Source organism: Iodobacter violaceini (assembly GCF_011601265.1).
Taxonomy (GTDB): Bacteria; Pseudomonadota; Gammaproteobacteria; order Burkholderiales; family Chitinibacteraceae; genus Iodobacter; species Iodobacter violaceini.
The window spans coordinates 147,439-169,143 of sequence record NZ_JAAOLX010000009.1 but is presented as its reverse complement, the minus strand read 5'-3'; the positions used below and the strand labels follow the sequence as shown (position 1 = coordinate 169,143).

The 21,705-nt window shown below is 51.5% G+C and carries 19 protein-coding genes; 12 read left to right on the top strand and 7 right to left on the bottom strand.

Annotation, left to right across the window (positions count from 1 at the left end):
- The first annotated feature begins 311 nt into the window (after positions 1-311).
- From HA050_RS17250 to chrA, 3 genes are all read left to right on the top strand, one after another.
- Positions 312-1,010: an SIR2 family NAD-dependent protein deacylase gene (locus tag HA050_RS17250; protein WP_166828890.1), complete on the top strand. Its 699-nt coding sequence runs from the start codon at positions 312-314 to the stop codon at positions 1,008-1,010.
- A gap of 127 nt (positions 1,011-1,137) precedes the next feature.
- Positions 1,138-3,309: a TonB-dependent receptor plug domain-containing protein gene (locus HA050_RS17245; RefSeq protein ID WP_166828889.1), complete on the top strand. Its 2,172-nt coding sequence runs from the start codon at positions 1,138-1,140 to the stop codon at positions 3,307-3,309.
- A 39-nt stretch (positions 3,310-3,348) separates the two neighbouring features.
- Complete coding sequence (gene chrA, locus HA050_RS17240) at positions 3,349-4,704, top strand: chromate efflux transporter (RefSeq protein ID WP_166828886.1); 1,356 nt, start codon at positions 3,349-3,351, stop codon at positions 4,702-4,704.
- Between the two features lie 137 nt (positions 4,705-4,841).
- Here chrA and HA050_RS17235 read toward each other — a convergent pair whose 3' ends face one another.
- Complete coding sequence (locus HA050_RS17235; RefSeq protein ID WP_166828884.1) at positions 4,842-5,576, bottom strand: PepSY domain-containing protein; 735 nt, start codon at positions 5,574-5,576, stop codon at positions 4,842-4,844.
- A 305-nt stretch (positions 5,577-5,881) separates the two neighbouring features.
- Between HA050_RS17235 and HA050_RS17230 the strand changes: the two genes are divergently transcribed.
- Both HA050_RS17230 and fdhD read left to right on the top strand, forming a co-directional pair.
- Positions 5,882-8,104 (top strand): FdhF/YdeP family oxidoreductase, encoded by a 2,223-nt coding sequence (locus tag HA050_RS17230; protein WP_166828881.1) that lies wholly within the window; start codon positions 5,882-5,884, stop codon positions 8,102-8,104.
- Complete coding sequence (gene fdhD, locus HA050_RS17225) at positions 8,101-8,889, top strand: formate dehydrogenase accessory sulfurtransferase FdhD (protein ID WP_166828879.1); 789 nt, start codon at positions 8,101-8,103, stop codon at positions 8,887-8,889. Before HA050_RS17230 ends, fdhD begins: the two co-directional genes overlap by 4 nt.
- Here fdhD and HA050_RS17220 read toward each other — a convergent pair.
- Positions 8,859-9,938: a choice-of-anchor A family protein gene (locus HA050_RS17220; RefSeq protein WP_166828876.1), complete on the bottom strand. Its 1,080-nt coding sequence runs from the start codon at positions 9,936-9,938 to the stop codon at positions 8,859-8,861. The genes fdhD and HA050_RS17220 overlap by 31 nt on opposite strands.
- A gap of 244 nt (positions 9,939-10,182) precedes the next feature.
- Between HA050_RS17220 and HA050_RS17215 the strand changes: the two genes are divergently transcribed.
- A complete protein-coding gene (locus tag HA050_RS17215; RefSeq protein WP_166828874.1) occupies positions 10,183-10,932 on the top strand; it encodes a substrate-binding periplasmic protein in 750 nt (249 codons plus the stop codon).
- 49 nt (positions 10,933-10,981) lie between these two features.
- On the opposite strand, the gene dapA is transcribed toward HA050_RS17215, so the two are convergent.
- The 3 genes from dapA to HA050_RS17200 all read right to left on the bottom strand — a co-directional run bounded on the left by dapA (position 10,982) and on the right by HA050_RS17200 (position 13,987).
- The gene (dapA, locus tag HA050_RS17210) at positions 10,982-11,857 is read right to left on the bottom strand and encodes a 4-hydroxy-tetrahydrodipicolinate synthase (RefSeq protein ID WP_166828871.1); all 876 of its coding nucleotides are present in this window, start codon (positions 11,855-11,857) and stop codon (positions 10,982-10,984) included.
- Between the two features lie 311 nt (positions 11,858-12,168).
- A complete protein-coding gene (locus tag HA050_RS17205; RefSeq protein WP_166828869.1) occupies positions 12,169-12,603 on the bottom strand; it encodes a YiiD C-terminal domain-containing protein in 435 nt (144 codons plus the stop codon).
- A gap of 7 nt (positions 12,604-12,610) precedes the next feature.
- Positions 12,611-13,987, bottom strand: coding sequence for a DEAD/DEAH box helicase (locus tag HA050_RS17200; protein WP_166828867.1), 1,377 nt, complete (start codon positions 13,985-13,987; stop codon positions 12,611-12,613).
- 156 nt (positions 13,988-14,143) lie between these two features.
- Between HA050_RS17200 and prmB the strand changes: the two genes are divergently transcribed.
- From prmB to HA050_RS17180, 4 genes are all read left to right on the top strand, one after another.
- Positions 14,144-15,052: a 50S ribosomal protein L3 N(5)-glutamine methyltransferase gene (gene prmB, locus HA050_RS17195; RefSeq protein WP_166828864.1), complete on the top strand. Its 909-nt coding sequence runs from the start codon at positions 14,144-14,146 to the stop codon at positions 15,050-15,052.
- A 158-nt stretch (positions 15,053-15,210) separates the two neighbouring features.
- The gene (locus HA050_RS17190) at positions 15,211-16,146 is read left to right on the top strand and encodes an HlyD family secretion protein (RefSeq protein WP_166828862.1); all 936 of its coding nucleotides are present in this window, start codon (positions 15,211-15,213) and stop codon (positions 16,144-16,146) included.
- Between the two features lie 45 nt (positions 16,147-16,191).
- The gene (locus tag HA050_RS17185; protein WP_166828859.1) at positions 16,192-17,115 is read left to right on the top strand and encodes an ABC transporter ATP-binding protein; all 924 of its coding nucleotides are present in this window, start codon (positions 16,192-16,194) and stop codon (positions 17,113-17,115) included.
- Positions 17,112-18,236, top strand: coding sequence for an ABC transporter permease (locus HA050_RS17180; protein ID WP_166828856.1), 1,125 nt, complete (start codon positions 17,112-17,114; stop codon positions 18,234-18,236). The genes HA050_RS17185 and HA050_RS17180 overlap by 4 nt, the downstream gene beginning before the upstream one ends.
- Before the next feature lie 82 nt (positions 18,237-18,318).
- Here the strand turns inward: HA050_RS17180 and HA050_RS17175 are convergent, their stop codons facing one another.
- Both HA050_RS17175 and HA050_RS17170 read right to left on the bottom strand, forming a co-directional pair.
- Positions 18,319-18,831 (bottom strand): hypothetical protein, encoded by a 513-nt coding sequence (locus HA050_RS17175; RefSeq protein WP_166828853.1) that lies wholly within the window; start codon positions 18,829-18,831, stop codon positions 18,319-18,321.
- The gene (locus HA050_RS17170; protein WP_166828850.1) at positions 18,828-19,943 is read right to left on the bottom strand and encodes a sialidase family protein; all 1,116 of its coding nucleotides are present in this window, start codon (positions 19,941-19,943) and stop codon (positions 18,828-18,830) included. The genes HA050_RS17175 and HA050_RS17170 overlap by 4 nt, the downstream gene beginning before the upstream one ends.
- A gap of 132 nt (positions 19,944-20,075) precedes the next feature.
- On the opposite strand from HA050_RS17170, the gene HA050_RS17165 reads away from it, so the two are divergent.
- Positions 20,076-20,882, top strand: a complete 807-nt coding sequence (locus HA050_RS17165; RefSeq protein ID WP_166828847.1) for a M90 family metallopeptidase — start codon at positions 20,076-20,078, stop codon at positions 20,880-20,882.
- On the top strand, positions 20,879-21,673 hold the full coding sequence (locus HA050_RS17160; RefSeq protein WP_205836484.1) for a class I SAM-dependent methyltransferase: 795 nt from the start codon (positions 20,879-20,881) through the stop codon (positions 21,671-21,673). Before HA050_RS17165 ends, HA050_RS17160 begins: the two co-directional genes overlap by 4 nt.
- Positions 21,674-21,705: the final 32 nt, after the last annotated feature.

Sequence of the window (21,705 nt, the reverse complement as noted above, 5' to 3'; positions counted from 1 at the left end):
GACAGTGAAACACCTTAGCGCCGATGATAGTGCAGATTACCTGTGTGAAAGTAGGTCATTGCCAGACACCCTAAAGCAGTAAACAAGACCCCCGTACTCGAAAGAGGCGGGGGTTTTGCTTTGCGCGATAAAGCTAAGAAATGGAGCAGCAACTGGCAGTGGGGGGGCTTGTTGGGTTACGCGATAAAGCCGCTGACCCAACCAACAAAACCTACCTCAAACCTACCCAAAATGGACACCCGCCGATCGTAATAGCAGCATGAGCGTATGATTAATATCATGATATTTAAGGCCAGACAGGAGCGAATGCGATGATTTATATTTTTACCGGTGCGGGAATGGCGGCGGATTCGGGGTTGCCTACTTTTAGGGATACCGGCGGGCTTTGGGAGAATTATGATATTAATCAGGTATGTAATTTCCCACGGTTTATTAAAGAGCAGAATATTCGTGATTTAACTTTTCAGTTTTATAACGAGCGTAAATTGCAATATGCTGTGGCAAAACCTCATGCTGGCTATTTAGCGATTGCAGAATTACAGCAACAACAGCCTGTTAAAGTGATTACCACCAATATCGATTTATTACATGAAGCAGCGGGTACGGCTGGCGTATTACATTTGCATGGCAGAGTGGATCAGATGTCTTGTGCCCAGTGTTATCACTATTGGGATATCGCAAATCATGTATTTGAGCCGGGTGAATGTGTGGCCTGTGGCAGTGCAATGGTAAAGCCCGGCATTGTATTTTTTGGTGAAATGGCACCGGAATATGAAGCTTTACACTGGCTGATTGAAGATTTAAAAAGTACGGATACTTTTGTTATTGTAGGTACCAGCCTGAATGTGGTGAATCCGATTGCGATGATCCGATCAGCAGGAAAGTCCCCGCAAATTATATTTATTGATAAGAATATTCCTGCCGCTGCCAAAGCGCATGGTGTGGTTTGTATGGAAGAGACTGCAGAAGTGGGATTGTTAAAATGGATCAATGCAATCAATCAGTCATAAATCATTCATCTTTGAATGTAATTGATCTGTTGTATTGCATTATTTAATCTATTTATATGCGATATAAATAGAATGTCACTTAGATTGTCATGGCATAGTACGGATATTGTATCTTCCTTGTTTAGTCATGACTCTTCGCGCCCCAATTCATTTTCTGATTCTTTGTTTTATTGCATTGAATGCCAAAGCTGAAGAGCGCTTGGGCGATTCCCCTGATTTCGTTAGTTCAACTAATAAAGTGCAGCGCATTGAAGTGCTTGGGCATAAAAATGCGGATGACAGACGCAGCTCAACGGCGACAAAAACCGTTATTTTAGAGGCGGATATCGTGCGTTATGGTGATAGCAGCCTTGTTGATGTTTTAAAGCGCGTGCCAGGAATTAGCGTGCGCGGGGTGCAGGGCAAGGGCGGCGAGGTGCGGATGCGTGGCCTTGGCAGTGGCTACACGCAGGTGATGCTCAATGGCGAGCGCGCCCCTCCCGGGTTTTCTTTAGATTCTATTTCCCCTGAATTAATCGAGCGTATCGAAGTGGCCCGTGCTGCCACCGCGGATGCCAGCACGCAGGCGATTGCAGGCTCGATTAATATCATTTTAAAAAGAAAAGTGGATATGGCCCGCCGCGATATCAAGCTGGCGGCTTCCAGCGATGGTGGCGAACCTGGCTTTGGCATCGATGGTCTTTTTTCAGATCGTGATGGTGAGTTTTCCTATACGATTTCTGGTGGAATTGGCCGCAGCAAAAATGTAGATTTATCCCAAGTCGATCAAGAGGAGCTGAATGCGGCTGGCCAGCTGCGGCTGGCACGAGTGACCAGTAAAAGAGACTTTGGGCAAAGCGAAAGGCTTAATCTTGCGCCAAGACTGATGTGGGATTTAGGCCATGGTGACAGCATTAATCTTGAGAGTTTATTACGCCTGCAGCATTCTGAAGGCGGTGGTGAAGAGCTAAGGCTGACTGGCTTGGGTGAGCAGCCCCCTTTGGTTCAGGATTTTACCCGCAGCATTTCAGACAGCCGCCAATTCAGAAGCAAACTGACTGTATTGCACCAGCTTGCAAGCGGAGCCAAGCTTGATCTCAAGCTGGGTGCCACATATAACCGGCGGGAATCAGATAGCCAGCTTGAAGGTTTTGATACAAAAGCTTTGCCTGCGCTCAGCCGCAATATCAACTCGCTGGCCAGTGATTACGGCGTTAGCCTGAGTGGCAAATATTTAAATGGCTATATAGAGGGCCATTCTTTTGTTACCGGCTGGGAAGGCGAATATAACTGGCGCGCCGAGGATAGGCTCAGGCAGGAAAAAGCCTATGGCAGGCCAAGTATTTATCGTGATGATTCATATACCGCCAGGGTAGAGCGCCTTGCTGTATTTGCTCAGGATGAATGGGAGATCTTGCCGCAATGGTCGCTCTATATGGGCATGCGCTGGGAAGGGATTGCTACGCAAAGCGAGGGCAATACTCTGGATGACGTGGTTAATCGCTCCACGGTGCTTAGCCCTATTTTGCAAACGCTATGGAAATTCGCTGAAAAAGATCAGCTGAGATTTGCGCTGAGCCGTACCTATAAAGCGCCCAATACCCGCGATTTAATTCCACGGCGTAATGTGGCTAATGATAATAGTGCTACCACGCCCGACACTAAGGGTAATCCGGATTTACGCCCAGAATTAGCCTGGGGCGCTGATCTGGCCATTGAGCATTACCTGGAAAAAGGCGGCGTGCTCAGTGCCAGCATTTATGCCCGTCAAATTGATGATGTGATATTGCCATCACTCATGCAAATAAATGGTCAGTGGGTTTCTCAACCTTTTAATCAGGGCCGTGCCAATTTGCGTGGTTTGGAATTAGAAGCCAAATTTAATTTACAACAGCATTGGCCTGATGCGCCTGCTTTAGATATTCGCGCCAATGTGGCGGCCAACTGGTCGGAAGTTGAATCAATAGCAGGGCCGGATAATCGCCTGGATCAGCAAACGCCTGTGAGTGCTAATTTTGGCGTGGATTATAAATTGCCAGGTGAGTTTCTGACTTTAGGTGGCAATTATAATTTTCAGAGTGCGGCGACAACCCGGCTTTCTAATACGCAGACTGCAATCAACCCCGCTAAGCGAACGCTTGATGTATATGGTTTATGGAAAATCAGCCCGGCGATGCAATTGCGTATTTCATTTGCCAATATTCTTGCTGAGGACCATATCGCCGAATCTCTTTATGCAGATCAAAACGGAGTTCGCCAGCAAACGACTGCCAGCCAAAGCGAGATGACGGCGAGGGCGGTTTTAGAAATGCGTTTATAAGAATACTGCCCATTCAATCCCCTGCTTCCAGAGAATCGTATGCCCCAGCTTGAAACGCCCCAAGTCGCACCGCAAGCAGTGAGCTTTTGGCAGGCTTTTTTATTCTGGCTGAAATTAGGTTTGATTAGCTTTGGCGGGCCTGCGGGGCAGATTTCTATCATGCATCAGGAGCTGGTAGAGCGGCGGCGCTGGATTTCTGAGCGGCGATTTCTGCATGCGCTGAACTACTGCATGCTGCTGCCCGGCCCCGAAGCGCAGCAGTTGGCGACTTATATAGGCTGGCTGATGCACAAAACCCGTGGCGGCATCGCTGCGGGTGTGCTGTTTGTTTTGCCCTCTTTATTTATTCTGATTGCGCTTTCCTGGGCCTATATCATTTTTGGCAATCAGCCTTTGGTGGCGGGATTGTTTTATGGGATTAAGCCTGCGGTTACGGCGATTGTGCTGCAAGCCGCGCATCGTATCGGCTCTCGGGCGCTTAAAAACAATATGCTGTGGACGATTGCCGCTGCGTCTTTTGTCGCCATTTTCGTTTTAAAACTGCCTTTCCCCGTGATTGTTGCTGCGGCAGCTTTAGCTGGCTATGTCGGCGGGCGTATGGCGCCTGAGCAATTCAGCATGGGCGGTGGCCACGGCAAGGTTGATGTATCTTTTGGCCCCGCGTTGATTGATGACGATACGCCAAGGCCAGAACACGCACGTTTTAGCTGGGCAGGCTTCATCAAAATCGCCATGGCGGGCTTGCTGCTCTGGCTGATTCCTATGGGGCTGCTGCTGACAAGCTACGGTTGGGATCGCACCTTTACGCAAATGGCCTGGTTTTTTAGCAAGGCAGCCTTGCTGACGTTTGGTGGAGCGTACGCGGTGCTGCCCTATGTGTATCAGGGCGCGGTGGATCATTATGGCTGGCTGATGCCGGTGCAAATGATCGATGGTTTGGCGCTGGGTGAAACGACCCCTGGCCCCTTGATTATGGTGGTGGCTTTTGTGGGATTTATTGGCGGCTACAGCAAGGGATTATTCGGGCCGGACAGCCTGTTTTGGGCAGGCGCTGCTGCGGCCACCCTGGTCACATGGTTTACTTTTTTACCTTCCTTTATTTTTATTCTGGCCGGTGGCCCTATGGTGGAAGCAACGCATAACGATTTGAAATTCACCGCGCCGCTCACCGCTATTACGGCTGCGGTTGTTGGGGTGATATTAAATCTGGCGCTGTTTTTTGGCTATCACGTGCTGTGGCCTAAAGGCTTTGCTGGCGCGTTTGACTGGCTATCAGCACTGATTGCTTTGGCTGCGGCCGTGGCTTTGTTCAGATATAAAATATCGGTGATTCATGTGATTGCGGTGTGTGCTTTGCTTGGCTTAGTTTTAAAGTCTCTGCCGTTTTGGAGGTAAGCCAGTGATGATAAAAACGTGTGTCCACGAAAAACACAAAAGACACGGAGAAAACTTTTTGGTTTTCTCTGTGATACCTTGTGTTCTCTGTGTCCTCCGTGGTTCAAGATTTGGATTTTAGCTTTGTGCTATGTGGCCTACACCCGGACTGAAGTCTTTGATGTTTTCCTCCTTCGCCAGCTCCGCCTGATCGCAAAAAAGCTCAGTACAAAGCCGGTGATGGTCAGCCCCATGGCGGCGATGGAGGTGCCGCGCAACAGGCTGTTGTTAAAATCCTCGCCCTCACTGTAATCCATCACATGTAAACGCCAGAAAAAGTCGTAAATCACCCATGCTTCATTGCGTGCTGCTAATAGCTCGCCGCTCTGGCCGTCAAAGTAAAAACGGCTTTGCAGGGCATCATCAAACCGTGCTACCCATACATTCTGGCGGGCAGAAAACTCATGCACCATGCCAAGGCGGCGGGGGGCTTCTTTGATTTTGATAACTTCAGCTAATTTGCCTTCGCCCTTATAGATACTGCGGGCAAACTGACTGATATTGCTGGCGTTGGCTGCGGTGACTGCTCCGCCTGCTGCGCTCAAAAGCAGCTCCTCTTTTTCAAAACGCAGTTTAAGTGCCGGGCCGGTGGCGGTGGCGATGCTTTGTACGCCGAGCAAAGCGCCTTTATCAGTGGGCATGGGGCCGATCTGGGCCGCCCAATTTGCAGGCAGTGGCTGGCGTGGTTTTTCCATCACTTCGCCACATTTAATCCAATCCTGAAAAGGCAGCCATGCAAACAGCAGCCCGCCCAGCATCCATGCCAAAACTTGAAATGCCACCAGATAGCCTATCCATCGATGCCAGCGAAAGAAGTTTGCAGCCAAACTCATATTGTTAACCTGATTAAGAATCATTTTTGTGGGCGCTATTCTAATGCCATCTTTTGCGGGCGGGCACCGTTATTTGAATGAAGCGGGTACAGAGGATTTGTGATTTCAGGCTGAGCATATTGTTACAATCAAAGAAGGCGGTTTGCTGCTGTTTAAATACTTACGTGAATATTGGCTTAAAGATAGGTGGATTGAAGTGTATTGCTTACGTAAGATTACACAAGAGATGGGCCGGTGCAAATCACGCTATCCACACCGGAGCCGTGTTTTGCTCTCAATATGCAATTGAGCTTAGGAAAGCCAGAATGTCGCAGAAAAATCCATCGCCAGCGGGCGGCTGGGGCGCGCTAAAAGCAACGCTTGCTACCATCGAGCCAGGTCATGCGGGCAAATCCGTAATTGCCTTAGCTAACGCCAATCAGCCCGATGGTTTCGATTGCCCGGGCTGTGCCTGGCCGGACAAACCCAATACCCGTGTGCAATTTTGTGAGAACGGAGCTAAGGCGATTGGCCACGAGATTACATCAAAGCGGCTTGAGGCTGATTTTTTTGCAGAGTATACCGTCAGCGATTTGCAGCTATGGGATGATTATTCGCTGGAGCAGCAGGGCAGGCTGACCGCGCCAATGCGCTTTGATGCGGCAAGTGATCGCTATGTGCCGGTTAGCTGGGATGATGCGTTTCAACTGATTGCAAGGCATTTGAAAGAGATAAAACCCGATGAGGCGCATTTTTATACCTCAGGGCGTACCGGTAATGAAACGGCGTTTTTATATCAATTATTTGTGCGCCTTTATGGCACGAATAATATGCCTGATTGCTCGAATATGTGCCACGAACCCAGCGGCTTTGCGCTCAATGCCAGCATTGGCGTGGGTAAGGGCACGGTGACGCTGGAAGACTTTGATCACGCCGAAGCGATTTTTATTTTTGGGCAAAACCCCGGCACAAATCATCCGCGCATGTTGGGCACTTTGCATGAAGCGGCAGAACGGGGCTGTCAGATTGTGGTGATTAACCCGCTGAAAGAGCGCGGCTTAGTCTCGTTTCAGGATCCGCAAAATCCGCTGCAAATGTTGCGCAACTCTGCTTCCCCTATTGCTTCGCTGTATGTGCAGCCGCAGCTGGGCGGCGATCTGGCGATTGCTAAGGCGCTGCTTAAATCGGTGCTGGAGGCAGGCGCGGCAGATCAGGCTTTTATTGCGGAGCATACCGAAGGCTATGCCGGGCTGGTGGCCGATATTACCGCCACTTCTTGGGAAGATCTGGTCAGCCATAGCGGCTTAACACTGGCAGAATTAAAGCAGCTGGGTGATGTGTATATCCGGAGCAAAGCCACGATTATGACCTGGGGTATGGGCATTACCCAGCATCAGCATGCGGTGGCGACTATCCAGATGCTCTGCAATGTGCTGCTGGTGAAAGGCAATATCGGCAAGCCCGGTGCGGGAGTTTGCCCGGTGCGCGGGCACTCCAATGTGCAGGGCGATCGCACGATGGGGATTAATGAGCGCCCCAGTGCGGCCTTTTTGCAGCAGCTTGGCAAGGCTTGTGGCTTTACGCCGCCATCCCAGCAAGGGCGCAATGTGGTGGAAAGCATTGCTGCAATGGAGTCAGGCAAGGGCAAGGTGTTTATCGCCATGGGGGGGAACTTTGCCGCTGCCACGCCGGATACCGAGCGCACGCATGCCGCATTGCGTAAGCAAAACCTGACCGTGCATATCACCACCACGCTGAATCGATCGCACCTTTTACCGGGGCTGGATGCGCTGATTTTGCCCTGCCTTGGCCGCACCGAAATCGATCTGCAAAATGAGCAGCCACAAAGCATTACGGTTGAAGATTCGATGAGTATGGTGCACCTGACGCAGGGCGTTAAAACGCCAGCGTCCCCGCATTTATTGTCCGAGCCAGAAATCGTGGCGCGTATGGCGGCCGCCACGCTGAATAATAGCCCGGTAGATTTTATGGCCTTGATTCAGGATTACGATTTGATCCGCGATTTAATCGCCATCGCGATTCCGGGTTTTACCGATTTTAATCAGCGGGTACGCGTGCCTGGCGGTTTTTATCTGGGCAATACCGCAAGAGAGCGGCGCTGGGCGGTGGGCAAGGCGCGTTTTAAAGTGCATGCCTTGCAAGCGCCTGTTCGTGATCAGCTGCAGGGCTTAACCACGCATCCGCTGCTGCTCCTTTCAACCATCCGCAGCCATGATCAGTACAACACCACGGTGTACCGCAGAAATGACCGCTATCGCGGCATTCAGAATGAGCGAAAAGTTTTATTTATTAATGCTGAGGATATGGCTGAGCTGGGCTTACAGGCCGATCAGTATGTGAATATCGTTTCAGTGTGGTTTGACCGCGAGCGGCAGGTGAATGATTTTCGCCTGCAGCCTTTTGATACGCCGCGCGGCTGTCTGGCGGCGTATTTTCCGGAAACCAATCCGCTGGTGCCCCTGGATTATTACGCTGTTGACGCGATGACACCGGCCAGCAAAGCCTTAGTGGTGTATCTGCAAGCATGAGCGAGGGCATTCAAACCGTAACAGCACATTTTTATTCTGATGATGGCTTACAAGTGCTGGAGCAGCAGGTGGCTGAAGAAGTGCCGCTGCTTCTGGTTTACAACGGCGTGGCCTATCTGGTGATGCTGTGCAGCCCGCTTCATCTGGAGCAACTGGCCATTGGCTTTAGCCTGAGCGAGGGCATTGTGGATGCCTATTACCAGATACTGGCTGTGGAAATCAGAGCCAGCCACGATGGCTATGAGGCGCATTTGCAAATTCCCAATCAATTTGCCGCCAAGCTGCGCAGCCGTCGCCGTAATCTGCAAAGCCGTACTGCTTGTGGCTTGTGCGGCAGTGAGCAGCTGGCTGAGGTGATGCGTGCACCGCAACCGATAGAATCCGATTTTCAAATTGAGCCGCAGGCTATTCTGGCCGGGATGCAGGCTTTGAGTCAGTTGCAAACCATGAACCAGCAAACAGGCGGCGTGCATGCCGCTGGTTGGTGGGCGGCAGGGCAGTTAACCGTGTTTGAAGACCTGGGCCGCCATAATGCTTTAGATAAATTGATCGGCCATTTAGCCAGCAAGCGGTACAGGCCGGATGGTGTATTGCTGATGACTTCACGCCTCTCTTACGATCTTATCCAAAAAGCAGCCCGTGCCCAAATGCCTGTTATCGCTGCGATATCGGCCCCCAGCCATCTGGCTGTTGAACAGGCAAGGCTGGCTGATATCACCCTGCTGGGCTTTGTGCGCGGGCAGCGTTTTACTGTCTATACGCATCCGGAAAGGGTGTTGACTTGAGCTCTGTAAGTTAATTCAGCCAGGTATTTGCTCTGTTTTTTACGGCGAAGCCCCATGACGATGCTTGCCAGCCCAAAGCTTATCAGTGCGTAGCATTCTGGCTCTGGGATTGGCGAGGGCATGATCATTGCTTGAAATGGCTCGTAGCCTAATTCTAAATTGCCATTGCTCAGCGAATTGGCAATCAGTGTGCCTTCTATATGGCCGGAGCCAATAACATCGGCGTTTACGGCCAGCACGCTGCCGTTTACAAAACGACTGATATTTATCTGCCGCGCATGGCTGAGATTCCAGATAATACGATCGCGGTGCTTTGCCATTGCGTCAGCAGAATCTGCGTGCTCTCCGCCATAATGGCCAGAAAAGTCAACTTTGCTCAGCGTGCTGTTGATGATGATATGTGCGCCAGGCTTGATATTATTGAGGTAAACATTGGTGAGAGCAGCATCGCCAAGGTTAAAAACTTGTAAATCGGATTGGCCATTTCCACTGAGCACCACGCCTTCGGCAATTGCACGCCATTGCCCGATTGAGGGCAGCTGGGCTAATTTTTTTGACAAGGCAGTGAGCTGAGTTTTTGCTTCAGAAAAATCAATGAATGAGGGATTCTGAACCGCTGCTGAATATTGCCAGCTTGCTGCGTTGAGCTGGCCACCATAGACCACATCGCCCATTTGCAACCCGTTGGGGCGATTAGGCCCTCTGCTCACCCAGCTGGCGGGGCTAAGGCCAATACTCGTGTTTGTATCTGTGTTTTTGACCGGGCCATTCGAGATAATGCCTGCCTTGCCCCATGCCGTGCTCAGCAATACATTGCCTGCCACCACAAGAGTGGGGGCAGAGGAGTCGTGAGCATTGCGATAGCCCACGTCAAATCCGGCATTTAAATTGCCGCCCACTGCCAGACGCCCTTCTGCGTAAGCCGCCATATTGACATCTGCAAAGAAAAAACCGCTGTATGCATGAGCTGCACCCAAATCAAGCACCGAGGCTTGCGTATAGCCTGCGATAGCGAAATTCAGAAGCAGTGCTATACGGGTTAATTGCATATCATTAAATCCTGATTTACTAATGGGCGTATCTTAATGCCATAAAATGGCATGTCAATGAGATTGCGCATTTTTCTTTATTTAATTCAGTATTTAAGAACTAAATATACTTTAAAAAAGGGCATTCACTGCTGAAAGCAAGGTGGAAACTGCAGCTTCGCTTGTCTGGCAATCCCTGCAGATATAAAGCTAAGCCTCAGAATGTAACTAAATTTAGATTTGGAATAATACGCGGGGTGGCGTGATGCGTTTAATGTGTTGTGGGGCGTTGGCCAGCCTGCTGATGGGATCCGCTTATTCTGCCGGGCCGGTGGTAGAGCTGATGGTAGAAAATGCGGCAGAGCCTTTTTCTAAAGCAGATGGCACAGGCTATAGCAATGAGTTGATTGTGGCTGTTTATGCTGCAGTTGGCATAGAAGCAAAGCTTAAAGTTGTGCCTTATGCGCGCTGTAAAAATATGGTTTTAGAGGCTCGCGCTATTGCTTGTTTTAATATGGCATGGGAGCCGGCATTGAATGGAAAAGTCAAATTCCCCAGCGTGCCGCTTTATACGGTTACACCGGTTTATTTTCAGAATAAAGCGAATCCTATTGCGGCAAAGAGCGAGGCAGAGCTCAAACCTGGCTTAAAAATAGGTGTGGTCAATGGCTATGAATATCCGCCAAGCGCCAGCCAGCTGCCTAAAAAAGGAATTATTTTTGTGATGGGCAATAGTGAGCAAATTAATTTAAAACAATTGGCAGGCAAAAGCCTGGATGCTGCTCTGGTCATGGCAAATGAAATACAGATTCCTGGTTATTGGGCAGAAAACGCGGGCGTGGCAGGCCAGGTAGAAACGATATTTCCAAGCACCAAACAAGATGTATTTATTGGCTTTAGTATTAAGCATCCCAAAGGCTTATGGGCGCTTAGCCAGTTTGAGCAGGGCTATAAAATAGTTGCTGATAACGGTAAGTTAAAACAAATTAAAGCAAAATGGGGCGCTCAGAAATAACTGTTGAAAAAAGCACTTATACACAATAAGTGCTTTTTTTATGCAGATGCTAAATGGCACTGATTTCAGCGAGCAGCGTGCTTAATTTTGATTTCGTTTCTGCTGACGCAGGCGTCATCGGTAAGCGGAGCTCGTCATGTATTAAGCCCTGCATGGCCAGTGCTGCTTTAATTACTGCAGGGTTGGGTTCGGAAAATAACAGCTTAATCAGCGGGCGTAATTGCAGATCAATTATTCTGGCTGCGGCTAAATTACCTTCCTGGATATAGCGCAGCATCTTTTTATACAAATCAGGCCGGATATGCGCGGCCGCAGCAATTGCACCGTGGCCACCCATACAGCTGGTAATAAAAATAAGATGATCTTCACCACTTAGAAATTTAAGCGGGGTTTCATTAATAATTTGATAAATAGCTTCTATTTGTCCGCCGCCACTTTCTTTAATGGCTGCAAATTGTGGATTAAGACTAAGTGCTTTAATGGTGGCCAGCTCTATGGCTACGCCGGTGCGGTAGGGAATATTATAAATAATTACAGGGTGCCGGCTGGCGGCAGCAATGGCTTCAAAATGCTGCAAAATCCCTGACTGGGATGGCCTTACATAATAGGGGGCAGAAACTAACAGTGCGGCAATAGGGATATCATTCAGTGCTGCTGCAGCTTCAATCACCTCTGCGGTATTGTTGCCGCTGATGCCAAAGGCTACAGGGTAATTCTTGCTGACTGCCTGGATAACAGCAGCGAGCAGCTGATGCTGTTCAGTTTGGGAAAGCGTGGCGGATTCACCCGTGGTGCCGCAGACGATAAGCCCATCTGCGCCTTGCTCTTCTAAATGCTTTGCGAGGCGGCTGGCGGCGGCCAGATCAACTTGCCCATTGAAAAAGGGGGTCACCATGGGGACCCAAATACCAGAAAACCCGGTCATATTCTTGCTCCTGTGCGCGAAACCATGGGAGGCCAAACCTTCAGACTTGAAGCGCTCAGGGAATAAATGAGGTGGATTGATTTACTGATTCCCGTCGGCTGTCGTCTGACGGGAAGGCTGCTCCGTCAGAGGGACAGCTGTTTCTTCGGTTTATTATTGCCAGGCAGATTGATGCATACCACGTGCCGGCACAGCAGCGGGGCTGTTGTCTGGATGAGTGGGGTAGTTTGCATCATCATTACTTTGGCAATAAGAATGGGGGAAGGCTCAATGTACTTTAATTTTTTTCTGCCCGCAAGGCGCCTGAAACATCAGCCTGCTACATACTGAGCATTAAATCGCGCCGCAATCAGACCCGCTGCATCGCCCACGGTGATTTCCAGTGCCATTCTGGCGCGCCCTTTACGTTGCAGTGTATGCAAAAAACGTGCGGTCTGGCTGGCTTCTGGCGGGCATACGTGTGCGATCAGGTCAGCCTGCAAGGGGCTTAAAAAATGGGTGTTGCCAGTTTGAATGACTACATTCACACCGGGCCCTGCTAATTCTGAAACCCACAACCAGCCAGCGATAGTGGCCAGCGTGCTGATGCTGCCGCCAAATGCGCTGTGATGATCGTTTTGATTGGGGCCGTAGGGCGCAGTAAGCTGCCAGCCGGATTGATCTCCCAATAGCTGAACCTGCATGGCTTTTAAGAGAGGAAAGCCCTCATGCAGTCTTGTGGTCCAGCGTTGGGAAAAATCATTCATGGCTTGCTTAGTTAGTGACCTGATACTTTGGCGGCAAAAAGAGCGCGGCAATTTGCGGTGCACGCTTAAGCTTAGACAGTGGAGCATCCGGCATTTCGTCGTAGCTTTGTGCGCGGGCACGGCTGTTTGGCGGCGTATTCATATTGCGGGTTAGTGCTGCAACAGGTGCAGCAGCAGAGCGTGCAGCAGGAATACGGTCGCGTCCGCGGCCTGGCTGAGGAGCGGTTTCGAGCGGTACAGTGCCTGGCGAGAAGCCCGGAACCGGAATCAGAGGCAGATCACGTTTGAGCATTTTTTGAATGCCAAGGTAAGCTTTCTCTTCTTCCGGGGCCACCAGAGAAATGGCAATCCCTGAGGCACCTGCGCGGCCGGTACGGCCAATGCGGTGAACATAGTCTTCCGGATTGGTTGGCAGCTCAAAGTTAATCACAAAGGGCAGCTCGCTAATATCCAGCCCGCGTGCGGCCACATCGGTGGCCACCAATACTTTAAGCGTGCCGTCTTTAAATGCAGCCAGCGTTTCTAAGCGAGATTGCTGTGTGCGGTCACCATGAATGGCTTCGGCGGAAAAACCTGCGCGTTTCAGCTCGCGGCCCAATTGCTCTGCGCCAATTTTGGTGCGGCAAAATACAATAACCTGCCCCATATTGTGGGTGCGGATCAGATGGGCAACGAGGGCTTTTTTGCGGCTGTTTTCTACCGGGTGCAGCTCTTGCTTCACCGATTCATTGGCTGAATTCTGGCGCGCAACTTCGATGACTTCAGGGTCGTGCATAAAGTCTTCAGCCAGCTTTTTGATTTCTGGCGCAAAGGTTGCTGAAAACAGCAGCGTTTGCTTGCGCGTAGTGCACAGCTCAAAAATCTTGCGGATATCCAGAATAAAACCCATATCGAGCATACGATCGGCTTCATCGAGGATCAGAATTTCAACCTGCGATAAATTAACCGATTTTTGCTGGATATGATCGAGTAAACGCCCAGGAGTAGCGACAAGGATTTCAACGCCTTCCCGCAGTTTTGGGATTTGAGCTTTAATATCCATGCCACCAAACACCACATGGCTGCGCAGCGGCATGTGCTTGCTGTAGGTGGTGACGCTTTCAGAAACCTGATCGGCCAGCTCGCGGGTCGGTGTAAGAATCAATACACGGATGGGGTGGCGGGCAGGAGACGCGCTGGTGTTCGCGTGTTTAGCAAGTTTGGTGAGTATCGGTAAAGTAAACGCAGCTGTTTTACCGGTGCCTGTTTGTGCTGCACCGAGAACGTCGCGTCCGGACAGAATGACAGGGATGGCCTGCGCTTGAATCAGCGTCGGATGTTCATAACCTTGCTCGGCGACTGCCTTGAGCACTTCCGGAGCCAGCCCGAGCGATGCGAATGTCATGCGTGTTTCTTTCCGAAAAATAAGAACAACGTTCCAATTTACACGAAGCGAGGCCCGCTGCATACCCTGACCGACCATCGGACAACAGTGAAACAGGCTCTAAGTCCGCCAATCGGTTAAACTAACGCCCATATTTAAACCTGACGGAATAGCGCAATGTTTGATCACGCTTCGCAATACTTAACCACCGTGCGCGACTTACATCGCTTTGCGGTCAGCCGTTTCAACGCGGCCGAATTGTTTTATGGCCATGGTACTGACAACGCATGGGATGAAGCGGCTTATCTGATTTTAGCCACGCTGAAATTGCCGCTTGATCGCTTAGAGCCCATGTACGACGCAAAATTACTGCCAGAAGAATTAACGCAAGTGCTGGCGGTATTAAAAGAGCGCGTAGAAACCCGCAAACCAGCTGCTTACTTAACCAAGGAAGCGTGGCTGGGCGAGTATAAATTTTATGTGGATGAGCGCACCATCGTACCGCGCTCGTTTATTGCCGAGATTATCCGTGAAGGCGGCTTAACACCGTGGATTGAATACCCTGAGCTGATTCACCGTGCGATGGATCTGTGTACCGGCTCGGGTTGCCTTGCGATTGTGATGGCCGATGCCTTCCCGGATGCGGCGATTGATGCGCTGGATTTATCGCCGGATGCGCTGGATGTGGCCGAAATCAATGTGCTGGAATACAGCCTGGGTGAGCGCATTGATCTGATGGATTCTGATTTATTCAGCGCAGTGGAGGGCGAGCTCTACGATCTGATTATTTCTAATCCGCCTTATGTAGACGCGCATTCTGTAGAAGAGCTGCCACCAGAATACCTGCACGAGCCAGAAATGGCCTTAGGCAGCGGTGAAGATGGTTTGGATATTACCCGCCGTATTCTGGAAGAAGCGACTCGCTTCCTGAATCCGCTGGGCGTGCTGGTGGTAGAAATCGGCCACAACCGCGATGAGCTGGAAGCCAGCTTCCCAGAGCTGCCTTTTGTGTGGCTGGATACCGAAAGCGGTGATGGTTTTGTATTCTTGCTGACGCGTGAAATGCTGGCAGAGGCGGGGATGTAAACGGCTTATTTGCCATTTGTTTTAAAAAAGGTGCAAAGAAAATGATTTTTCTTGCACCTTTTTTTATGGGCCTGAGAGGATAGCTTGACGCCATCGCAGTTGCTATGACTTTCTTTGGTGTAAGGTCTAGTCTGAAGAAAGTTTTCACAGGGATACGTATGCGGCCATCTTGGGTTTACGGCTTGGTTTTGCTGCTGGCCGGATGCAGCGCGCCAGAGCGGGCCAGCTATCAGGGCTATGCGGAAGGGGATTATGTGTACATCGCTTCTTCTCAGGCAGGACGACTCGATCAGCTTTGGGTGAAGCGGGGCCAGCAGGTTCCTGCCAAAGCGCCCTTATTTGCCTTAGATGCCGAAAAAGAAATGGCCGCCCAAAATCAGGCACAGCAGCAGGCTGAGGCCGCGCATTCGCAATGGCAGGATTTGCAGTCTGGAAAACGCGCCCCGGAAATCGCTGTGATTGCCGAGCAGCTGATTCAGGCCCGAGCCACCGCACATGATGCTTTACGGCAAAAAAATCGCATCAGCCAGCTCTATGCCGAGCACGCCGTTTCGCAAGCTCAGACGGATGAGGCGCTTGCCGCCGCTGAAAGCAGCGCCGCCCGTGTGCGCGAATTACAAAATCAACAGCAGGTTGCAGCGCTTCCAGCCCGCGATCAGCAGCTCAAAGCCGCCAGGGCGCAATGGTCAGCTGCTGAGGCCGCCTTGCAGCAAGCCAGGTGGCTGGTAGAGCAAAAAAGCGTGGCTTCGCCCAAATCCGCCCTGGTGGTGGACACGCTTTACAGGGAGGGCGAATGGGTTAAAGCCGGTGCGCCCGTGGTTAAGCTGTTGCCGCCAGAGCAGATTAAGCTGCGTTTTTTTGTGCCGGAAAGCGCCTTAAGCCAATTTAAACTTGGCCAGCCAATCAAGGCCACTTGCGATCAGTGCGCCGCTCAAATCCTGGCCAAAGTGGATTATATTTCTGCCCTTGCTGAATACACCCCACCGGTGATTTACAGCGAGCAAACACGCAGCAAATTGGTTTATCGCCTTGAGGCCGCACTTGAAAACCCCAAGGCTTTGCATCCCGGCCAGCCGGTTACGGTGTTTCCATGAGAGATCGGGTGATCGAAAGGCGTGCACAAGCATTTTGGTGTTTCCATGAGTGATTGGGTCATCGATGTGCAAGGCTTGCACAAGCACTTTGGTGATAAACATGTGGTGAATGATTTGTCATTGCAGGTGGGGCGGGGCGGGATTTATGGTTTTTTAGGCCCTAATGGCAGCGGCAAAACCACTTCAATCCGTTTGATGTGTGGCTTGCTGACGCCGGATGCTGGCAGTGGCAGCTGCTTAGGGTTTGATATTCGCAGCCAGGCCGCCGAAATTAAACGCAATGTGGGTTATATGACGCAAAAGTTTTCTTATTGGGATGATCTTTCTATCCGGGAAAACTTAGATTTTGTCGCCCGCATGTATCAAATGCCCAATCGTCGCGAAGTGGTGGACAGGGCGCTTGAAAGCCTGGGGCTGCAATCCCGGGCTAAGCAACTTACCGGCTCATTATCAGGCGGCTGGAAGCAAAGGCTGGCGCTCGCCGCCTGTATGCTGCACCAGCCCAAACTACTGCTGCTGGACGAGCCCACCGCCGGCGTTGATCCAACCGCCAGGCGGGATTTCTGGGAAGAGTTGCACAGACTGGCCGCTCAAGGCGTATCGGTTTTGGTGAGCACCCACTATATGGATGAAGCCGAGCGCTGCCATCAGCTGGCCTATATCGCCTATGGCCGCCTGCTCACAAAAGGGCGTGCCAGTGCAATTATTGCAGAGCAAAACCTGCTGACCTGGCAGGTAGCAGGTCAGGATTTAACCGGCTTGTCTAATCAGCTGCGTGCCCGGGCTGAAATTGCCCAAACGGTACTGTTTGGCGAAATGCTGCATGTCAGCGGCCACGATGCGGCCGGGGTTGAAGCATGCTTTGCTGCATTGGGGATTAACCATGCCACGCCAATTGCCACTTCATTAGAAGACGTGTTTATTTATTTGATGCAACGCTCTCAGGATAATTTTGGGGGTGAGCGATGAGTTGGTCCTGGACGCGCTGGTGGGGGATGGTGTGCAAAGAGTTTTTGCAACTTAAGCGGGACCGGGTCACTTTCGGCATGATTATTGGCCTGCCCATTGTGCAGCTGATTCTCTTTGGCTATGCCATCAACGCCGATCCGCGCCAGCTGCCCACCGCTGTTTTGCTGAGCGACCATAGCGAAATCACCCGCAGCTTTGTGGCCGCAATGGCGCATTCTGATTATTTTAAAATTGTCGGCTCAATACCCGATGAAGCTGCTGCAGAGCGGGCTTTGGCTCAGGGCAAGGTGCAGTTTGTGCTGCATATCCCCGCCGGCTTTACGCGTGAGCTGTTGCGTGGCGGGCAGCCGGAAATGCTGCTCGAAGCCGATGCCACTGATCCTGCTGCCACCGGCATGGCGCTGGGCGCGGTGCAGCAAATTGCTCAGGCGGTGATCGGGCAGGAGCGCGCTTTGCAGGAGTGGCAAAGTGCTGGGCCGGCTTTTAGCGTGAATGTGCACCGGCATTACAATCCCGAAGGCATCACACAATACAATGTGGTGCCGGGGCTGATGGGGGTGATTTTAACGCTGACCATGGTGATGATGACGGGGCTGGCCATGACGCGGGAAAGAGAGCGCGGCACCATGGAAAACCTGCTGGCCACGCCCGTTACGCCGCTGGAAGTCATGAGCGGCAAAATCATTCCCTATGTGCTGATCGGCCTGGTGCAAAGCAGCATTATTTTGCTGGCCGCACACTGGGCTTTTTCAGTGCCGTTTCAGGGCAGCTTATTTGCGGTTTATTGCGTGACGCTTATTTACGTTGCCACCAGCCTGACGGTTGGAATCACCCTGTCATCGTTGGCGCAAAATCAGCTGCAAGCCATGCAGCTGACGATCTTCTACTTTATGCCCAACTTGCTTTTGTCGGGCTTTATGTTCCCTTTCAACGGCATGCCTGCATGGGCAAGAGCAATCGGTGAAATATTGCCCTTAACCCACTTTAACCGGCTGATTCGGGGTATCTTGCTGAAAGGCAACAGCTGGGCTGATTTATGGCCCGACATCTGGCCACTCTTTGCCTTTGCCTCGCTGATTATGCTGATTGCGCTGAAGTTTTACCGGCGTACTTTGGATTAATCACGGATGCTACTCAGCACAATCTTCTTTGCAGTGCCTTCGGCACAGCCTCAAAATCTGGCTTGCTGTTGCATAATGCCAGTTAATCAGGCCTTGATTTTAATCTCAGCAATAAAGCCACAGCCCCAGTGATCATTGCCATCGGGTCGAGCAGGGCATCCCACAGATTGGCACTTTCCAGCACGCCAAGCGGAAACAGTGCCAAAGCAAGCAGCCAGGCAACTGCTAAAGCTTTATGCCCCTGCTGCCAGGCAAGAGCCAGCGAGATGGCGCACCAGATCAGCAGCACTTGCGGCGCATAGCCCAGCGCATACACATCAAAAGCCCAAAATCCCAGCGCCGACGAATAGAGTGCAATGCCGCTGATCAGCAACCAACCCGCTAATACAGGGCGTAGTTTTTGTTTGAATAATACGCCGCAGGCCAGGCCCAGCGTAGCCAGGCTGGGCATACTCAAGAGGCCCAGTAACCATGGCGAGCCAAGGATAAGGAGTGCGCCAGCGGCGATTAATAAGCGATTTTTTTTCCAGCCCGCAGCGGCCAGCGTCGCCCCGGTAGTACCCCAGAGCAGTAATCCTGTAAGAGATGCAATCATGATTTTTCTCCATCCAGCCAGGCGCGGTTAAAGCGTACATGGCGGATTTCAGAGCGCTCCCATGTGTAGACCAGATCCATGATTTCGTCGTTAACCAGCAGGGTGGGGTAGGAGAATTCCATGCCCCGGGTGTCTTCAATCACTTTTACTTTTTTCCAGTTTTTACCATCAGGCGATACGCTGAGTGCCAATTCGCTGCGCCCGTCTGTACGCGGGTTATGCGCCATGATCAGCCTGCCGTCCGGCATGCGTTCTACGGCAATGGCCGAATCAGGATTTTTTACATTTAGATTTTGAATCGGCGACCAGCTGGCCCCGCCATCATGCGTCTGCTGCAGTAAAAGCTGGCGGGAAGGCCCGCTGTTTCTGAACAGAGCAAAGGCGTCGGTGGCGCTGTAGGCAATGATGCCGGGTTGCAGGTTTTCACCTTCGGCATTCATCCGGATTTTGCGTACCAGTTTGCCGTCTTTATCAAACTGCAGGATTTCGCCAAATTTACGCGCCAGCTCGTGATATACAGGCAGCAAGAATCCGCCATCTTCAAGCTGGGCAGCATGGGTGCGCACTAAGGTAGATAAATTAAAGAAGGGGCTGGTGATGATTTTACTAGCGGGCCCCCAGCTGTGGCCATTGTCGGCCGAGATCATGCGGTTGAGCGTACTGGTGGCCCAGCCGCCCATTGACACCGAAACATAAAATAATTGCAGGCGGCCCTGGCTATCGAGCACCGGCACGGGGTTACCTACTTTTTTAATATAGCGCCACTGATCTTTAGAGCTTTGAGCAGGCGTGGCCACGATCCATGGCTTAATCCAATGGCCATTCTGATAGCGCGAAGCCCAGACGCTCACGTCGGTAGCGCCCTCACGGCTGCCGCCAAACCAAAAAGCAATGCGCTCTCCGTTGGGCAGCGAAATAATGCTGGCGCTATGCGCAGCAGGCACAGGTGCGCGTAAACGTTGCACTTCCATTTGTGGCGTGCTGGCGGAGATGTGTGGCTGCTTTGCAAGCGCAAAACGCATGTCTGCAGGGCTTTTTTGGTAGTTGATAGCCAGTAAGCATGCTGCAACTAAGCCAAACAGCAGGGAGGGGCCTTTTAGCGTCATTGTCATCTGATCGATTCAGTAAGGGCTGCGAGTTTACCTGATATTGCCAGGGAGAAAACCTCCGGGCCGCCGTTGCCCGCTTGATTTGCATAAAACCATGCCCATCTCATTGGATATGCCCTTTGCTGGATGAGCCCTATGTTTAATTTTTTGCGCCAGCGCAGCCGGCGGCGTTATCTGGCCAGCCAGCCTGTACAAAATCATTTGTGGCAAAAGATGCTGCTTCTGCCTTTATTGCGTGGTTTAAATGAGGCGGATCTGGCCCTGCTTAAAGATCACGCCGCATGGTTTTTACATACCAAAACTATTACGCCGGTGCATGGTTTAGAGATCGACGATGAGCTGCGCTTGCTGATTGCCGTGCAGGCCACGCTGCCGATTCTTAATCTGGGCTTTGATGCGTATGACGATTGGCAGGAGGTGGTGCTGTATCCGGGCCGCTTTATCAGCCGTGATCTTTACACTGATTCAATCGGCCTTGTGCATCAGGAAATACGTGTTTTATCCGGGCAGGCGCGGCATCAGGGAGCCGTTTTGCTATCGATGATGGATGTGATTGAAGCGCCTTATCACCCCAGCAGCAATGTGGTGATACATGAGATGGCGCATAAGCTGGATATGCGTTCCGGCAGCGCCAATGGCTGCCCGCCGCTGCATCAGGGCATGAGCTATGCACGCTGGAAAAAAGTGTTTTCTAAGGCATTTCAGGCCATCAGCCGGCAGGCCGCGATGGGCGAAACCGGCACAATTGATCTCTATGCGGCAGAAAATCCGGCAGAATGTCTGGCTGTGTGCAGCGAAACGTTCTTTGCTGCCCCCCATTTATTGCTTGAGAGTTATCCCGACGTGTATCAACAACTGAGTTTATTTTATCGCCAGGACCCCGCTGCGCGCAGGCCGCAGTATCAGTACAGACCCGTGTTTATGATGGGGGGCTGGGTATGATGGGCCTGTTGCAAGCAGGGGCCAGCCCTGAGCTATGTGAAGAAATAGTGGCTTTGGGCTTGCCGCTTTGGAATGAATTGCCCGAGGGCGCTGCCCATTATCTTTGCTGGCAAAATGAGCGGCTGGAGCTGGTGACTATTGGCGAAAAAGGCACGGTAGCAGTCGATTTTGTCGGCGGAGCCGCCGCGCACCGCCGGCAATTTGGCGGAGGGCGTGGTCAGCCGGTGGCCAAAGCGGTAGGGATTAAAGGTGAATACGTGCCCAGAGTGCTGGATGCCACGGCAGGCCTTGGCCGGGATGCTTTTGTCCTGGCGTCTTTAGGCTGTGAAGTCACGCTGATCGAGCGCTCTCCCGTGGCGGTTGCGCTGCTATTAGATGGCTTACGCCGCGCACAGGCCGATGCAGCTATCGGCAAGATCGTCGGCAGAATGCGTTTGGTTTTTGGCGATGGCCATCAGGAGCTGGCTAAATTCCTGGCCGGGCAGGGGGTTATTTATTTATTTAACCCCCCGCTTGCCTCGCCCGAATTTGATGTGGTTTTTCTAGACCCGATGTTTCCAGACCCTACAAAACGCGCCAAATCTAAAAAAGAAATGGCCGCGTTTCAAACCGTGATTGGCGATGATCCGGATGCGAATGATTTGTTATTTCCTGCAAGGCAAATGGCCAAAAAACGCGTGATTGTAAAGCGCCCGCGCATTGCTCCGGTTATGGCTGGTGTGAAGCCTGATTTTGTTTTTGGCGGGGAAAGCACGCGCTTCGATGGCTATTTGCCATTGAGCCGGGGCTAGGGTCTGTTGACGTTTCATTCACGGCTGCGTTT

Excerpts from the sequence above, each read along its gene's own strand:
- HA050_RS17250 (WP_166828890.1), top strand. The coding sequence starts at position 312 with ATGATTTATATTTTTACCGGTGCGGGAATGGCGGCGGATTCGGGGTTG.
- HA050_RS17245 (WP_166828889.1), top strand. The coding sequence starts at position 1,138 with ATGACTCTTCGCGCCCCAATTCATTTTCTGATTCTTTGTTTTATTGCA.
- chrA (WP_166828886.1), top strand. The coding sequence starts at position 3,349 with ATGCCCCAGCTTGAAACGCCCCAAGTCGCACCGCAAGCAGTGAGCTTT.
- HA050_RS17235 (WP_166828884.1), bottom strand. The coding sequence starts at position 5,576 with ATGAGTTTGGCTGCAAACTTCTTTCGCTGGCATCGATGGATAGGCTAT.
- HA050_RS17230 (WP_166828881.1), top strand. The coding sequence starts at position 5,882 with ATGTCGCAGAAAAATCCATCGCCAGCGGGCGGCTGGGGCGCGCTAAAA.
- fdhD (WP_166828879.1), top strand. The coding sequence starts at position 8,101 with ATGAGCGAGGGCATTCAAACCGTAACAGCACATTTTTATTCTGATGAT.
- HA050_RS17220 (WP_166828876.1), bottom strand. The coding sequence starts at position 9,938 with ATGCAATTAACCCGTATAGCACTGCTTCTGAATTTCGCTATCGCAGGC.
- HA050_RS17215 (WP_166828874.1), top strand. The coding sequence starts at position 10,183 with ATGCGTTTAATGTGTTGTGGGGCGTTGGCCAGCCTGCTGATGGGATCC.
- dapA (WP_166828871.1), bottom strand. The coding sequence starts at position 11,857 with ATGACCGGGTTTTCTGGTATTTGGGTCCCCATGGTGACCCCCTTTTTC.
- HA050_RS17205 (WP_166828869.1), bottom strand. The coding sequence starts at position 12,603 with ATGAATGATTTTTCCCAACGCTGGACCACAAGACTGCATGAGGGCTTT.
- HA050_RS17200 (WP_166828867.1), bottom strand. The coding sequence starts at position 13,987 with ATGACATTCGCATCGCTCGGGCTGGCTCCGGAAGTGCTCAAGGCAGTC.
- prmB (WP_166828864.1), top strand. The coding sequence starts at position 14,144 with ATGTTTGATCACGCTTCGCAATACTTAACCACCGTGCGCGACTTACAT.
- HA050_RS17190 (WP_166828862.1), top strand. The coding sequence starts at position 15,211 with ATGCGGCCATCTTGGGTTTACGGCTTGGTTTTGCTGCTGGCCGGATGC.
- HA050_RS17185 (WP_166828859.1), top strand. The coding sequence starts at position 16,192 with ATGAGTGATTGGGTCATCGATGTGCAAGGCTTGCACAAGCACTTTGGT.
- HA050_RS17180 (WP_166828856.1), top strand. The coding sequence starts at position 17,112 with ATGAGTTGGTCCTGGACGCGCTGGTGGGGGATGGTGTGCAAAGAGTTT.
- HA050_RS17175 (WP_166828853.1), bottom strand. The coding sequence starts at position 18,831 with ATGATTGCATCTCTTACAGGATTACTGCTCTGGGGTACTACCGGGGCG.
- HA050_RS17170 (WP_166828850.1), bottom strand. The coding sequence starts at position 19,943 with ATGACAATGACGCTAAAAGGCCCCTCCCTGCTGTTTGGCTTAGTTGCA.
- HA050_RS17165 (WP_166828847.1), top strand. The coding sequence starts at position 20,076 with ATGTTTAATTTTTTGCGCCAGCGCAGCCGGCGGCGTTATCTGGCCAGC.
- HA050_RS17160 (WP_205836484.1), top strand. The coding sequence starts at position 20,879 with ATGATGGGCCTGTTGCAAGCAGGGGCCAGCCCTGAGCTATGTGAAGAA.